14 protein-coding genes are annotated in these 13,685 nt (G+C 71.1%); 4 read left to right on the top strand and 10 right to left on the bottom strand.

Going from position 1 to position 13,685, the window contains the following annotated elements:
- Positions 1–33: 33 nt before the first annotated feature.
- The 3 genes from pgeF to lgt are packed head-to-tail and all read right to left on the bottom strand — an operon-like array spanning position 34 to position 2,746.
- A complete protein-coding gene (pgeF, locus tag AB6A69_RS08385) occupies positions 34–789 on the bottom strand; it encodes a peptidoglycan editing factor PgeF (RefSeq protein WP_371060442.1) in 756 nt (251 codons plus the stop codon).
- Entirely contained in the window at positions 786–1,847 is a 1,062-nt protein-coding gene (locus tag AB6A69_RS08380; protein WP_371060441.1) for a class I SAM-dependent methyltransferase, read from the bottom strand. Before AB6A69_RS08380 ends, pgeF begins: the two co-directional genes overlap by 4 nt.
- Positions 1,844–2,746: a prolipoprotein diacylglyceryl transferase gene (gene lgt, locus AB6A69_RS08375; protein WP_371060703.1), complete on the bottom strand. Its 903-nt coding sequence runs from the start codon at positions 2,744–2,746 to the stop codon at positions 1,844–1,846. Before lgt ends, AB6A69_RS08380 begins: the two co-directional genes overlap by 4 nt.
- Before the next feature lie 96 nt (positions 2,747–2,842).
- Between lgt and AB6A69_RS08370 the strand changes: the two genes are divergently transcribed.
- Complete coding sequence (locus AB6A69_RS08370) at positions 2,843–3,097, top strand: accessory factor UbiK family protein (protein WP_371037436.1); 255 nt, start codon at positions 2,843–2,845, stop codon at positions 3,095–3,097.
- Positions 3,098–3,101: 4 nt separating this feature from the next.
- Here the strand turns inward: AB6A69_RS08370 and AB6A69_RS08365 are convergent, their stop codons facing one another.
- Positions 3,102–3,707 carry a flavin reductase family protein gene (locus tag AB6A69_RS08365; protein WP_371037435.1) on the bottom strand — a complete coding sequence of 202 codons (606 nt, stop codon included), beginning with the start codon at positions 3,705–3,707 and terminating at the stop codon, positions 3,102–3,104.
- A gap of 80 nt (positions 3,708–3,787) precedes the next feature.
- On the opposite strand from AB6A69_RS08365, the gene AB6A69_RS08360 reads away from it, so the two are divergent.
- Both AB6A69_RS08360 and AB6A69_RS08355 read left to right on the top strand, forming a co-directional pair.
- Positions 3,788–4,273, top strand: a complete 486-nt coding sequence (locus AB6A69_RS08360; protein WP_371037434.1) for a GNAT family N-acetyltransferase — start codon at positions 3,788–3,790, stop codon at positions 4,271–4,273.
- 52 nt (positions 4,274–4,325) lie between these two features.
- A complete protein-coding gene (locus tag AB6A69_RS08355; protein ID WP_371060440.1) occupies positions 4,326–5,075 on the top strand; it encodes an EcsC family protein in 750 nt (249 codons plus the stop codon).
- Here AB6A69_RS08355 and AB6A69_RS08350 read toward each other — a convergent pair.
- From AB6A69_RS08350 to AB6A69_RS08325, 6 genes are all read right to left on the bottom strand, one after another.
- Positions 5,072–5,320, bottom strand: coding sequence for a DUF3253 domain-containing protein (locus AB6A69_RS08350; RefSeq protein WP_371060439.1), 249 nt, complete (start codon positions 5,318–5,320; stop codon positions 5,072–5,074). The two genes, AB6A69_RS08355 and AB6A69_RS08350, sit on opposite strands and share 4 nt — an antisense overlap.
- 143 nt (positions 5,321–5,463) lie before the next feature.
- Positions 5,464–8,373: an isoleucine--tRNA ligase gene (gene ileS, locus AB6A69_RS08345; RefSeq protein ID WP_371060438.1), complete on the bottom strand. Its 2,910-nt coding sequence runs from the start codon at positions 8,371–8,373 to the stop codon at positions 5,464–5,466.
- 198 nt (positions 8,374–8,571) lie between these two features.
- Entirely contained in the window at positions 8,572–10,290 is a 1,719-nt protein-coding gene (metG, locus tag AB6A69_RS08340) for a methionine--tRNA ligase (RefSeq protein ID WP_371060437.1), read from the bottom strand.
- Positions 10,291–10,347: 57 nt separating this feature from the next.
- Positions 10,348–11,613 carry an MFS transporter gene (locus AB6A69_RS08335; RefSeq protein ID WP_371060436.1) on the bottom strand — a complete coding sequence of 422 codons (1,266 nt, stop codon included), beginning with the start codon at positions 11,611–11,613 and terminating at the stop codon, positions 10,348–10,350.
- An 80-nt stretch (positions 11,614–11,693) separates the two neighbouring features.
- The gene (locus AB6A69_RS08330; RefSeq protein WP_371060435.1) at positions 11,694–12,446 is read right to left on the bottom strand and encodes an SDR family NAD(P)-dependent oxidoreductase; all 753 of its coding nucleotides are present in this window, start codon (positions 12,444–12,446) and stop codon (positions 11,694–11,696) included.
- Between the two features lie 78 nt (positions 12,447–12,524).
- Positions 12,525–13,148 carry an ImuA family protein gene (locus tag AB6A69_RS08325; RefSeq protein WP_371060434.1) on the bottom strand — a complete coding sequence of 208 codons (624 nt, stop codon included), beginning with the start codon at positions 13,146–13,148 and terminating at the stop codon, positions 12,525–12,527.
- Between the two features lie 82 nt (positions 13,149–13,230).
- On the opposite strand from AB6A69_RS08325, the gene AB6A69_RS08320 reads away from it, so the two are divergent.
- Positions 13,231–13,680, top strand: a complete 450-nt coding sequence (locus tag AB6A69_RS08320) for an N-acetyltransferase family protein (RefSeq protein ID WP_371060433.1) — start codon at positions 13,231–13,233, stop codon at positions 13,678–13,680.
- Positions 13,681–13,685 lie beyond the last annotated feature (5 nt).

Genomic DNA, 13,685 nt, shown 5'->3' with positions numbered 1-13,685 from the left:
GTTTCCGTGAATTGCGGCGAGATTGCGGCGCGATTAGAGACGGATCGCCGACAACAGCCGGCCGTAATCCGCCTCTGCCGCATGGGTGCTGCGGCGGTAGGAATAGAACCGTGCGGGGTCGCTGTAGGTGCAGTGGCGCGTCCAGTCCGCCTGACCGACACCCGCGTCGCGAAGCCGCATGAGCCCGTATCCCACGAGGTCGAAATGGGGCCGCCCGTTCGTGCCGCCGGCGAAGAAGCGCGCGTTCGCCGGATCGTCGTCGAGAAAGCTTTCGAGGAATTCCGGCCCGACCTCGTAGGCCGCCTGGCTGATCGCGGGGCCGATCGCCGCCGCGATGCGCCTGCGCTGCGCGCCGAGCGCCTCCATCGCGTCGATGGTCGCCTCCAGAACGCCCGCCCGGGCGCCGCGCCAGCCGGCATGGGCGGCGCCGATCACGTGGGCCTCGGCGTCCGCCATCAGAACCGGCATGCAGTCGGCGGTCAGCACGCCGAGCGCGAGTCCCGGCGTCGCGGTGACCAGCCCGTCGATGCGCGGCTTCTGCAGGAACGGCCCTGTGACATGGGTCACCTCGGCGGAATGGACCTGATGCGCCGTCAATAGCCGGTCCGCGTCGACCTCCAGCGCATCGGCCGCGCGGATCCGGTTCACCTGGACCGCCTGCGACTGGTCGGAGGACCCGGGCCCGCAGTTCAGGCCCTCGAACACGCCGGAGGAGGCGCCGCCCCGCCGCGTGAAGAACCCGTGGCGGCAGGCGGACAGCGACCGGGCGGTGATGATCTCCAGCGTCATGGGTCCACTCCCGGGGGCGGCGGCGTCCCCTCCGGATGGAAGGCGAGGCATTGGAACAGCGTTCCCATTTCGTCGGGGTGCGTCAACCGGCGATGGGCGGTGACATGGCTTTCGAGCGCCGGACCCGACAGTCCGCGGGCGAGCGTCTGCGCGCGCGCCGTGATGCCCAGACGTTCGAGAAAAACGCCCTGCGGCGTCAGCCGCGACCGGGCCGAGGGCGTCGCCCGCGCCAGTTCCGCGAAATCCACATGGGCGGTGAGGTCGGCCTCTCCCGGCGCCTGCAGCGGATCGGCGTAGCTGTGTCCGCGCACGGCCTGGAGCGTGTCGCCTCTGCCGCCCCAGCCGCCGTAGTCGAGGATGAGCGCGGCGCCCCCGAAGGTCTGGATCCGCCGGCCGATCGCGGCCGCGATCGCCGGGGCGGCAGGGCGGATCTCGACGAGGTCGCCGTCCGCGGTATCGGCCAGGCGGCCGGCGAGCTCAGGCTGGGGCGCGGGCCCCGCGAGGCCCATCGCCAGCCGTCCGTCCCGCGCGCCGACGCGCCTTTCGCGCCATAGATCGCCCGCGCGCTGGAATTGCCGGATCGGCAGGGCATCGAAGAACTCGTTCGCCACCAGGAAAAGCGGCGCGTCGGGCAGGGCGCCGGCTGTGTCGTGCCAGCTGACGGCGTGGCCTTCCAGCGCGTCGCGCTGGCGCGCGCGCAGCGCCGGGGAGGCTTCGACGAGGTGCACCCGCGCCGCGTCGAGACATCCGGGCACCGCGCGCAGCGCCCGGATCGCGTCGGCCATCAGCGTGCCGCGGCCGGGCCCCAGCTCGGCCAGGGTGAAGGGCGCCGGGCGCCCCTGCTCCAGCCAGGCCTGGCCCAGGGCGAGGCCCAGGAGTTCGCCGAACATCTGGCTGATCTCGGGGGCGGTGGTGAAGTCGCCCGCCCGGCCCAGCGGGTCGCGGGTGGCGTAATAGCCGTGTTCGGGGTCGAGCAGGCACTCCGCCATGTAGTCGGCGACCGAGATCGGCCCGTCGGCGGCGATCCGCGCGAGCAGCCGGGCCTCGAGCGCGCTCATGTGGGGGCCGCCCGCCCCCGCCTGAGCGCCCAGACCACCAGCGCCAGCCCCACCGCGATCATCGGCAGCGATAGAAGCTGGCCCATGGTGAGGCCGTAGCCCGACAGATGCAGCGCGAGCCCGCTCGGATTGCCCTCCGAGATGAATTGCGGGTCGGGCTGGCGCACGAACTCGACGAGGCCGCGACCGATGCCGTAGCCGGCGAGAAAGGTTCCGGTGACGAGCCATGGCGTGCGCAGCGCGCCGCGCCGCCAGACCATCCAGATCAGCAGGATCATGAGCACGAGCCCCTCGAGCGCCGCCTCGTAGAGCTGCGAGGGGTGGCGGTAGCACAGCTCGCCCAGCGGCTGGCCGCAGGACTGCGCGACGGCGCCGGGAAAGGCCACGCCCCAGGGCAGTTCGGTCGGCCGGCCCCAGAGCTCGGCGTTGATGAAGTTGGCGATGCGCCCCAGGAGAAGGCCGGGCGGCGTGGCGAGCGCCATCATGTCGGCGACGCTCGCGATCGGCACGCCGTTGCGGCGGCACCAGATCAGGCCGGCCACGGCGACGCCGAGGAACCCGCCGTGAAAGGCCATGCCGCCCTGCCACAGCATCGGGATTTCCCAAGGGTTCTGAAGATAGTAGTCCGGCCGGTAGAACAGAACGAAGCCGAGCCGCCCGCCGACGATCACGCCGAGGATCACCCAGGTGAGCAGGTCGTCCACCTGTTCCGCGCGCATCGGCGCCGAGCCGCCGGGCCAGAGGCGCGGGCGGTTCACGGCCATCACGGCGAGGCGCCAGCCGATCACGATCCCGGCGATGTAGGCGAGCGCGTACCAGCGCAGCGCGAACTCCATGCCGAAGAGCGTGACGGAGAAAAGCTCCGGGGAAATGTCCGGAAAACGGATCGAGGCCTGCATCATCGTCTCTCTGCCCGGTTTTTCGAGGGCCGGTCAAGCTTGAGCCGGCGGCGTGTGCGCTCCATATAGGAGGGAAGTGTAACGGGGGAGAGACCCATGCAGAGCCGCAACAAGGTGCTGGACGACATCTCGCAGCTCATGACGAACGCCATGGGCGTCGCTCAGGGCGCGCGGGAAGAGGCGCAGACCGCGATGAACTCGATGGTGGATCGCTGGCTCGCCGAGCGCGATTTCGTCACCCGCGAGGAATTCGACGCGGTGCGCGCCATGGCACAGAAGGCGCGCGAGGAGAACGAGGCGCTGCGCGCGCGCATCGAGGCGCTGGAAGCGCGCGCCGGCCGCGCGGAGTGAGCGCTCAGTCGTCGGGGCGCGCCAGCGCGAAGACCTCCTCGACGCGCGCGTAATCGCGGTATCCCAGCCGCGCGAGCGGCCGGTAGGTCGTGACGTCGAAGATCCCGTCGACGAGGCACGCGTCGCGCAGGTGAATGCCTGTCACCTCGCCGAATACGACGAAGTTCGCCTTTCCTTCCAGCTGGACGATTTGCGTCAAGCGGCATTCGAGCGCGGCGGGCGCGGCGGCCACGCGGGCGCAGGCGATGGTGCGGCATTCCTCCCGCTCGAGCCCGGCATGGGCGAATTCGTCCTCGTCGCGGGGCAGCGCCTTCGAGCTGGCGTTCATCGCGTCGCGCAGCGCGTCCGAGACGATGTTCACGCAGAAGACGCCGGTCTCGCGGATGTTGGCCACGCTGTCCTTGGTGTCGCCCTGGTCGGCCTTGGCGGAGGTGGAGGCGAACATCACCTGCGGCGGCACATAGGCCACCGCGTTGAAGAACGAGTAGGGCGCAAGGTTGTCACGGCCCGCCGCGTCGCGGCTCGAGATCCAGCCGATGGGACGGGGCGAGACGATCGCGCCGAACGGGTTGTGGGGCAGGCCGTGGCCCTCCTCGGGACGGTAGAACATGGCGGGATCCTCCTGTTTGCCCCGGTGCTACCCGCGTGCTACGCGCAGCGCCACCGTGAATTCTGTGCGCGGGGGCAGGGGTGTATCGGCTCGAGTGCGAGAAGCCCGGGGATTGGTGGGAGGTCGAGGCGCTCTACGACCTTGCCTTCGGTCCGGGGCGCGAGGGGCTTTCCTCCTACCGGCTGCGCGAGGGCGTGGCGCCGGTGGCCGAGCTCTGCCGCGTGGCGCGCGACGAGGACGGCACGATCGGCGGCGCGATCCGGTACTGGCCGGTGCGCGTGGGCGGGCGGCCCGCGCTGCTTCTGGGCCCGGTGGCGGTGCATCCCACCCACCAGGGCGAGGGGATCGGCGGCGCGCTGATCGCCGACAGCCTGGCCGCGGCGCGCGCGGCGGGCTGGGAACGGGTGATCCTCGTGGGCGACGTGCCCTATTACGGACGCTTCGGCTTCGCCCGGCTCGACGGCGTGGAGATGCCGCCGCCCACCAATCCCGAGCGGGTGCTCGGGGTCGCGCTCGTCTCCGGGGCCTGGGACGGCGTCAGGGGGCGCGTGGGCCGGGACGCTTGAAAGACCGGCGCTCCGACCCGATCTCTTGCAGGCCATGACCGGAAGCCGAGCCATGACCGACACGACCATCGTTCCCGTCGAGATGGGTGCGCGCCTCGATGCGCTCGCGCAGCGCTACGCCCGTGCCGACGGGCCCGCGCTGCGCCTTCTGAACCTTCTGGGCGCGCAGGCCGAAAACCTGCTCGAACGCCTGCCCGACCGCGTGAAGGAGGAGCTCGAGGGCGCCACCGTCCACGCGCTCGCCGCCGCGCTCGCGGCCGCGCAGCGATCGCGCCGCGCGATGCCGGACCAGTCCCCGTGGATGAACACCTCGATCACGACGGCGATGGGGGCCGCGGGCGGCTTCGGCGGGTTGCCCACCGCGCTCGCGGAGCTTCCCTTCACCACCACGGTGCTCTTTCGCGCGATCCTCGCCGAGGCGCATCGGCAGGGCTTCGACCCGGCCGCCGAGAATGTGCGGCGCGAGGCGCTGGAGGTGTTCTCGGCCGCGGGGCCGCTGTCGCATGACGACGGGTCGGAGACCGGGTTCCTCGCCGCGCGGGTGACGCTGACCGGCGCCACCGTGCGGGGCATGATCGCGCGCATCGCCCCGCGCCTGTCCACGGTTCTGGGCCAGAAGCTCGCGGCGCAGACGGTTCCGGTGCTGGGCGCGGCGGCCGGCGCGGCCACGAACTACGCCTATACCCGCTACTACCAGGAGATCGCGGTGGTGCGGTTCGGGCTGATGCGGCTTTCGGAAGAGACGGGTGCCGATCCTGCCCTCCTGACCGAGGAGCTCCGCGTCCGCATGCCCCGGCGCTAGTCCGCCGCCTCCTCCTTCAGCGAGAACCGTATCGGGCCGCGGGCGGTCGTGGGATCCACGGCACGCCCCTTCTGCGTGGCCTTCAGCGGCAGGGATGCCGCGACGCGCCGCACCTCCGGCATGAGCGGCCGCCAGTCCGGGCCGAGCGCGCGGGCAGCCTCGGACGGGCAGAAGCTGTTGCCCGGACCGCGCGCCCGTGCAAGGCGCATGAGTGCCGCGGCGATCTCGGCGTCGCTCACGCGCACGGCGCCGCGCCGGCGCCCCTCGCAGGGATCGCAGGGCCCGGTCCGGGCATGAACGAGGCGACGGGAGATCCGCGACACGCCTGGCGCCGTGCCCCGAACGCTCGGGAGTGCCGCAGACCGTGCATTTCCGAACGTCCGCCGTCCTAGCCGAGGGCTGCGTCGCAGCGCGCGCAGACGCCCGGATGCGCGTGGCTGCCCACGTCGGGCAGGATCTTCCAGCAGCGTTCGCACTTCTCTCCCTCGGCGCGCTCGAACACGACGCCGATGCCCGGCGCGTCCGGAAGCCGGAACGCTTCCTGCGGCATCGCGTCGGCGGTGAGTTGCACATCCGAGGTGATGCAGATGTCGTCGAAGGCGACCTCGCGAAGCGCGGCCAGCATCTCCGCGTCCTCGACATGCACCACCGGCGCGGCCTCGAGGCTGGCACCGATCGCCTTCTCGGTGCGCTTGACCTCCAGCGCCGCTGTCACCACGCGGCGGGCGCGGCGGACCCTCGCCCATTTCGCGGCGAGCGCCTCGTCGCGCCACGCCGCGGGCGTTTCGGGCATGTCCTCGAGGTGGACGGAGGAGCGCTCGCCCGGGAATCGCTCCAGCCAGACCTCCTCCATCGTGAAGACGAGCACCGGCGCGAGCCAGGTGGTCAGCCGGTGGAACAGCAGGTCGAGCACCGTGCGCGCGGCGCGGCGGCGGGGCGTGTCCCCGTCGCAATAGAGCGCGTCCTTGCGGATGTCGAAGTAGAAGGCCGAGAGCTCCACCGTGCAGAAGTTGAAGACCGCCTGGAAAACGCCCTGGAAGTCGTAGGCGGCATAGCCCTCGCGCACGGTGGCGTCGAGCTCCGCCAGCCGGTGCAGCACCCAGCGCTCCAGCTCGGGCATGTCGGCGGGGTCGGTGCGGTCGGCCTCGGTGAAATGCGCCACGTTGCCCAGCAGAAAGCGCATCGTGTTGCGCAGCCGGCGATAGCTGTCGGCCACGCCCTTCAGGATCTCGGGGCCGATGCGCAGGTCGCCCGTGTAGTCGGATTGCGCCACCCAGAGCCGCAGGATGTCGGCGCCATACTGCTTCGTCACGTCCTCTGGCGCCACGGTGTTGCCGAGCGACTTGGACATCTTGTTGCCCTTCTCGTCGAGCGTGAACCCGTGGGTCAGAACGCCGCGATAGGGGGCGCGGCCGATGGTGCCGCAGGCCTGGAGCATGGAGGAGTGGAACCAGCCGCGGTGCTGGTCCGTGCCCTCGAGGTAGAGGTCGGCCAGCCCGTCGGCGCTGCCGTCCGCCCGGTCGCGCAGAACGAAGGCGTGGGTGGAGCCGGAATCGAACCAGACGTCGAGGATGTCGTCCACCTTCTCCCACTCGGCCGGGTCGTGGTCGTCGCCGAGGAAGCGCTCCTTGGCGCCGGGCTTGTACCACGCGTCCGCGCCCTCGGCCTCGAAGGCCGCGAGGATGCGGGCGTTGACCGGCTCGTCCTTCAAAAGGAAGTCCGGGTCGGTGGGCAGTGCGCCCTTTTTCGTGAAGGCCGTGAGCGGCACGCCCCAGGCGCGCTGGCGCGAGAGCACCCAGTCGGGGCGGTTCTCGATCATGGAGTGGAGCCGGTTGCGCCCGGTCTTCGGCGTCCACTGCACCAGCCGATCGATCGAGGTGAGCGCGCGGGCCCGGATCGTCTCGCCGTAATCGTCCTGCCCGTCGCCCACGGGGCGGTCGATGGCGGCGAACCACTGCGGCGTGTTGCGGAAGATCACCGGCGCCTTGGAGCGCCAGGAATGGGGGTAGGAATGCGCCTGCCGGCCGCGGGCGATCAGCCCGCCGGCCTCCACCAGCTTCTCGATCACCGCCGCGTTGGCCTTGCCCTCGCGGCCCTTCTCGTCGAAGACGCGCAGCCCCGCGAAGAAGGGGACGTGCTCGCGGAATTCACTCGCCTCGCCCACGTTGTGCGTCATCCGGTCGAGCCAGCCGCGCCGCGCGAAGGCGTCGTAGTCGTCCGCGCCGTGGCTGGGCGCGGTGTGCACGAAGCCGGTGCCCTGATCGTCGGTCACGTAATCCTCGGCGATCATCGGCACGTCGTAGTCCCAGAAGCCCTCCGCGCCTTCGAGACCGGCGAAGGGATGGGCGAGGGTGAGTGCGCCCAGTTCCTCCGCGCTCACGTCGCGCAGGCGGGTGTGTCCTGTCACGCGGGCGCGCGAGAGGGTGTCCTCGGCCAGCGCATCGGCGAGAACGTAGGTGTCGCCCGCGCCGGCCCAGCACTCCTCCTGCGTGGCGTCCACCCGGTAGAGGCCGTAGGCGACCTCCGGATTGTAGGCGACCGCGCGGTTGGAGGGGATGGTCCAGGGGGTCGTCGTCCAGATCACGACACGCGCCGCGCCCAGATCCTCCGGCGCCAGCCCGCGCTCGCGCACCGCGAAGGGCACCCAGATCGTGTGGCTCTTGTGGTCGTGATACTCGATCTCCGCCTCGGCGAGCGCCGTCTTCTCCACCGGCGACCACATGACCGGCTTCGAGCCCTGGTAGAGCACGCCCGACATCAGGAACTTCATGAACTCCCCGGCGATCACGCGCTCGGCGTGGAAGTCCATGGTGAGGTAGGGGGCCGCCCAGTTGCCGGTTACGCCGAGGCGCTTGAACTCGTCCCTCTGCACGTCGATCCAGCCCTCGGCGAAGCGGCGGCACTCCTGCCGGAAGTCCACGACATCGACCTGGTCCTTGTCCTGGCCCTTGGCGCGGTAGCGTTCCTCGATCTTCCACTCGATGGGCAGGCCGTGGCAGTCCCAGCCGGGGATGTAGCGCGCGTCGCGCCCCATCATCTGCTGTGAGCGGACGACGAAATCCTTCAGGATCTTGTTGAGCGCGTGGCCGATGTGCAGGTGCCCGTTGGCGTAGGGCGGGCCGTCATGCAGCGTGAAGGGCGCGCGGCCCTCGGCCTTGTCACGCAGCCGGTCGTAGATGCCGATCTCCTCCCAGCGGGCGAGCCAGCCGGGCTCGCGCCTGGGCAGCCCCGCGCGCATCGGGAATTCGGTTTCGGGCAGGTTCAGCGTGTCTTTGTAGTCGAGCGTCTCGGTGGACATCGCAGCGTCCTCATCTCGGATGTGTTCGGGAACGGGGCGGCGCGGGCGCGCCCATGCGCCTTTGTCCCGGCGCCCTCGACCGCCAAGGGTCAGGACGCCGGGCCGGTAATTCGACGGTTATGCGGAACCGGGCGCTGCATCGCGGCGGGTTATAGGGCGCATGGGGCGGGCGGTCCAGAGCGGAGGCCGCCGCGCGCCTCAGCCGCGCGTGCCCGCGAAACGCTGCGCCCAGTCCTCGCGCTGGGCGTCGTCGATCTTGGCGAAGAGGTTTTCCGGCACGCGGAACGCGTGGCCCGCGGGCAGCGCCTCGAGCGCCGCGCGGAGATCCGTCGGCCAGTCCGCGTCCTCGGCGCCGAGCGCGTCGCGCAGGGTCCGGGCGGCGTCGGGGATGAAGGGCTCCGACAGCACCGCGTAAAGCCGCGCGAGGTTGAGGGAGAGGCGCACGATGACGGCGGCGCGGGCCGGATCCTCCTTGAAGGCGGCCCAGGGCGCCGCGGCCTGGAGGTATTCGTTGCCGGCCACCCAGATCGCGCGCAGCTCGGCCGCGGCCTTGCGGATCTCCATCGCTTCCATGTGCCGCTCGTAGGCGGCGAGCCTTGCGGACAGCTCCTCGACCAGCGTCTGCTCCTGCGGGCCCCATGCGCCGCCCTCGGGCACCGCCTCGCCGAACTTCGAGCGGCAGAACTTCGTCACGCGGGAGACGAAGTTGCCCAGAACGTCCGCGAGGTCCTTGTTCACCGAAAGCTGGAAGTTTTCCCAGGTGAACTCGGCGTCGGAGGTCTCGGGAACGTGCGACAGCAGCCACCAGCGCCAGTAATCCGCCGGCAGCAGGTCGAGCGCGTCGTCCATGAACACGCCCCGGCCCTGGCTGGTGGAGAACTGGCCGCCGTCGTAGTTCAGGTAGTTGAAGCTCTTGATGTAATCGACGAGCTTCCACGGCTCGCCGGAGCCGATCAGCGTGGCGGGAAAGCTCAGCGTGTGGAAGGGCACGTTGTCCTTGCCCATGAACTGGGTGTAGCGCACGTCCTCTGCGCCCTTGTCGGTGCGCCACCAGCGTTCCCAGTCGGCATCCGACCGGCCGGTCGCCTCGGCCCATTCGGCCGCGCAGGCGATGTATTCGATGGGCGCGTCGAACCAGACGTAGAAGACCTTGCCCTCCATGCCCGACCATGGCGCGCCCTCGAACTGCGCGGGGATCCCCCAGTCGAGGTCGCGGGTGATGCCGCGGTCCTGCAGACCGTCGCCGTCGAAGAGCCACTTCTTCGCGATCGAGGTGGTCAGCACCGGCCAGTCGCGCTTGCCGTCGATCCACTGGGCCAGCCGGTCGCGGAGCGTCGATTGCAGCAGGTAGAGGTGCTTGGTCTCGCGCACCTCGAGCTCGGTCGCTCCCGAGATCGCCGATCGGGGCTCGATCAGGTCGGTGGGGTCGAGCTGCTTGGTGCAGTTCTCGCACTGGTCGCCCCGGGCCTTCTCGTAGCCGCAGTTGGGGCAGGTCCCCTCGATGTAGCGGTCGGGCAGGAAGCGGCCGTCGGCCACGGAATAGACCTGCCGTTCGGCCCGTTCCTCGATCAGCCCGGCCTCGAAGAGCTTCACGGCGAGGTGCTGCGTCAGCCGCCGGTTGTGATCCGACGAGGAGCGCCCGAAATGGTCGAAGGACAGGCGGAAACCGGCGGCCAGGTCGGCCTGGACACGGTGCATCTCGGCGCAATATTCGGCAACCGCCTTGCCGGCCTTCGCGGCGGCGAGCTCGGCGGGGGTGCCGTGCTCGTCCGTGGCGCAGAGAAACAGCACCTCGTGGCCCCGCGCGCGCAGGTAGCGCGCGTAGAGATCGGCGGGCAGCTGGGAGCCAACGAGGTTGCCCAAGTGCTTCACGCCGTTGATGTAGGGGATCGCCGAGGTAATCAGGTGCCGTGCCATCTGCCGCCTTCGAGTGCCGTTGTGCCGCGCCCCCATAACGCAAGCTCGGTCAGGGTGCTAGCGCCTCTCGTCCGGCCCGTCCCCGCCGCGCCGGCCGTTGCCGGCGCCTTCGCGGATCGCCGCCATCAGCCGGCCCACGGTGAAGGAGGTGCGCGGCGCCCAGACATAGGGCGTGCGGTGCAGGGCCACGGGGCGCGCGCGCATCCGCACGAGGCCGAAGACGACGAGGATCGCGTGCGCCGCGGCGATCATCGCGAAAAGCGCGCCGGGCCCGAAACCCTCGATGAGCGCAGCGGAGAGCCAGGGCGCGGCGATGCCGCCCACGGCGAACCAGAACATGAGCGCGGCCGAAAGCTCCACGCGCTGGTCGCTCGCGGCGAAGTCGTGCGCGTGGGAGGCGGCGACCGAGTAGATCGGAAACGTCGTGAGGCCGAAGAAGCCGGCCGTGAGCAGGATGCCCAGGGTGCCTGTCCCCTGCGTCATCCCGGTGACGCCGCAACTGACGATCGCCGCTACCGAAAGCCAGATCAGCACCCAGCGCCGGTCGATCTTGTCGGCCATCCAGCCCACGGGATACTGCGCGAGCGCGCCGCCGGCCACGAAGGCTGCGAGGAAATAGGCGATCTGGTCGGTCTCGAGCCCGACCTGGCGGCCGTAGACCGGCCCCACCATCCGGAACGCCGCGCTCGAGACCGCGGCCACCAGCACGCCCGCCACCGCGAGCGGCGATATCGCGACGGCGAGGCGCGGCCGCAGGCGCGGCGCCGAGGGCGTCTCGGGCGGGCTGGCGGTGGTCAGCGTGAGCGGCAGAAGCGCCGCGCAGCACATCAGCGCGAGGATGTTGTAGGAGACGTAGGAGGCCGGCTCCAGCACGCCGATCATCAGCTGCGCGGCGAGGGAGGCGCCCATGTCGGCCACGCGGTAGGCGCCCATGGTGCGCCCCCGGGTGGCGTTGGTGACCTTGGCCTGGATCCACGCCTCGATCACCGTGTAGCAGCCCGCGACGCACATGCCCTGCGCCACGCGCATCAGCGCCCAGGCGGTCGCGTCGATCACCATCATGTGCAGCAGGATGCCGATGGCGCCCGCGGCGGTGAAGGCGGCGAAGGCGCGGGAATGGCCGACGCTGCCCATGAGGCGCGGCGCCCACCAGCAGCCGATGAAGAAACCCGCGAAATGCGCCGAGCCCAGAAGGCCGATCTGCTCTGTCGTGAAGTCGAGCGATAGGCCCGACAGCGCGTCGAGCGGCGCCACCGCCCCCGAGGAAAGCTGCAGCAGGATGACCGACAGGTAGAGGGCGGCGAAGGACAGGAGCATGCGCATGACGCGCCCTACCCTGACAGCCCCGGCCCTGCCCGCAAGCCGGTTCCCGACGCGGGCAGGGCGTTATTCGCCCCTCGGGCTCAGGGCGCGGTGTAGCCGCCGTCCACGAGGTGGTAGCTGCCGGTGATGAAACCCGCCCGGTCGGAGAGCAGGAAGGCGGTGAGCGCGGCGACCTCCTCGGGTTGGCCGAGGCGCCCGATGGGATGCAGGCCGGTCAGGCCCGCGCGCATCTCCTCGTCGAGGTTCTGCAGAAGCGGCGTGTCGATGAAACCGGGCCCGACCGCGTTCACGCGGACGCCCCTGGCCGAGTATTCCAGCGCGGCGTTGCGGGTAAGCCCGACGAGCGCGTGTTTCGTGGCGACATAGGCCGGCGATTCGGCCAGACCCACGCTGCCCAGGATCGAGGACATGTTCACGATGGCGCCGCCGCCCGCCTCGAGCATCTTCGGGATCGCGTATTTCATCCCGTAGAAGACGCCGTGCAGGTTCACGCCGATCACCTCGTGCCAGGCCTCGAGCGTGTAGTCGGCGGTCGGGGCGCGCGGGCCGCCGATGCCCGCGTTGTTGACGAGAAGGTGCAGCGCGCCGGTCTCCTTCACGGCGAAGTCGATCATGGCCTCCACCTGTTCCGCCTGCGCGACGTCCACCGCCGTGGCAAGCGCCGTGCCGCCCGCCGCGCGGATGTCCTCGGCGACCGCGCCCGCCTGGTCCTCGTCGAGATCGGCCAGCACCACGGTGGCGCCGCCCTTGCCGAGTTCTTGCGCGATGGCGGCGCCGATGCCCTGGCCGGCGCCGGTGACGATGGCGGTGCGCCCGTCGAATCGAAGGTCCATGTCCGTCTCCCGGTTTTGCGTTCGTCAGGACGATGGCGGCGCCGGCGGGGCGGCGCATTGATCCGGCGCAAAGACCGCTCAGGCCGGGGCGCCGTCCATGGGCGCGGGATGGGCGGAAAGGCCCGCCGCGCCGTCCTCCACCCGCCAGGCCCGCGGCGGGTCCTGCCGGGCGCGCAGGCGCTCCAGCCGCCAGCCGGTGCGCCCCGGCGCGTGGTCGGGCTCCATCCGCCAGCGCGTCTCCACCCCGCGCGCGCCGCCCGCCCCGGGCGTGAGCAGCAGCCCCGCGGGCATCGGCCCCGCCTCCGCCGCGCCGGCCTCCGCGGCGAGCTGGAGCCGGCGCACGGGGGTGAGGCCCGGCAGGGCGGGCAACTCCGCCACCACGAGGCCCACGCAGCCCGCGCGCAACGCCTCCTCGGCGCACCAGAGCACGTCCTCGGCGCGGCGGGGCGCGGCGAAGAGGAACCGCTCGGGCGCGGCGAAGCGCAGCAGCCCCTCGGGGTTCAGATCCTCCGCCGCCCAGCCCGGCGCGATCCAGAGCACGGGCCCCTCGCAGCGCCCGGCGAGCCAGGCGGCGAAGCTGCGCCGTGCCCGGCCGCAGGCTTCGTGCACGCGCCCGAGGGCGAGCGCGATGCCGGGCAGAAGCGCCGCTTCGGGGCGAGGGCGCTCGGGCGCGCGGGAGAGCAGGGCGGAGGCGGGCGTCATGGACGGCACCATATAATGTTCTTCTTTTGTTCTCAACCTTGCGATGGCGGCGCGCGGCGCGCCATGCTATGCGCGAAACGCCATGACGAAACCGCTGATCCGCCCGATCCGCCCCGCGGACGAACCCGAATGGCGCCGCCTCTGGCGGGCCTACCTGGAGTTCTACGAGACGACCGTCCCCGAGGCGGTCTACCGCGAAAGCTTCGCGTGGTTGCTCTCGGACGCGCCCCACACCTTCCACGGCCGCATCGCCGAGATGGATGGCCGGCCATGCGGGCTCGTCCATTACCTCTTTCACGCGCACATGTGGCGGATCGAGCCGGTCTGCTACCTTCAGGATCTCTACGTGGATTCCGGGGCGCGGGGCACGGGCCTCGGCCGTGCGCTGATCGAGGCGGTCTACGCAGAGGCCGACGCGGCGGGCGCGCCCGCGGTCTACTGGCTCACGCAGGACTTCAACCACACTGCGCGCCGGCTCTACGACCGGATCGGCGTGCTGACCCCCTTCATCCGCTACAACCGCCCGTCCTGATACGC

It is taken from the genome of Rhodosalinus sp. 5P4, assembly GCF_041365695.1.
Lineage (GTDB): Bacteria > Pseudomonadota > Alphaproteobacteria > Rhodobacterales > Rhodobacteraceae > Rhodosalinus.
This window is presented reverse-complemented; position numbering and strand designations above follow the sequence as displayed.

Coding starts and splice junctions, on each gene's coding strand:
- pgeF (WP_371060442.1), bottom strand. CDS start 789: ATGACGCTGGAGATCATCACCGCCCGGTCGCTGTCCGCCTGCCGCCAC.
- AB6A69_RS08380 (WP_371060441.1), bottom strand. CDS start 1,847: ATGAGCGCGCTCGAGGCCCGGCTGCTCGCGCGGATCGCCGCCGACGGG.
- lgt (WP_371060703.1), bottom strand. CDS start 2,746: ATGCAGGCCTCGATCCGTTTTCCGGACATTTCCCCGGAGCTTTTCTCC.
- AB6A69_RS08370 (WP_371037436.1), top strand. CDS start 2,843: ATGCAGAGCCGCAACAAGGTGCTGGACGACATCTCGCAGCTCATGACG.
- AB6A69_RS08365 (WP_371037435.1), bottom strand. CDS start 3,707: ATGTTCTACCGTCCCGAGGAGGGCCACGGCCTGCCCCACAACCCGTTC.
- AB6A69_RS08355 (WP_371060440.1), top strand. CDS start 4,326: ATGACCGACACGACCATCGTTCCCGTCGAGATGGGTGCGCGCCTCGAT.
- ileS (WP_371060438.1), bottom strand. CDS start 8,373: ATGTCCACCGAGACGCTCGACTACAAAGACACGCTGAACCTGCCCGAA.
- metG (WP_371060437.1), bottom strand. CDS start 10,290: ATGGCACGGCACCTGATTACCTCGGCGATCCCCTACATCAACGGCGTG.
- AB6A69_RS08335 (WP_371060436.1), bottom strand. CDS start 11,613: ATGCGCATGCTCCTGTCCTTCGCCGCCCTCTACCTGTCGGTCATCCTG.
- AB6A69_RS08330 (WP_371060435.1), bottom strand. CDS start 12,446: ATGGACCTTCGATTCGACGGGCGCACCGCCATCGTCACCGGCGCCGGC.
- AB6A69_RS08325 (WP_371060434.1), bottom strand. CDS start 13,148: ATGACGCCCGCCTCCGCCCTGCTCTCCCGCGCGCCCGAGCGCCCTCGC.
- AB6A69_RS08320 (WP_371060433.1), top strand. CDS start 13,231: ATGACGAAACCGCTGATCCGCCCGATCCGCCCCGCGGACGAACCCGAA.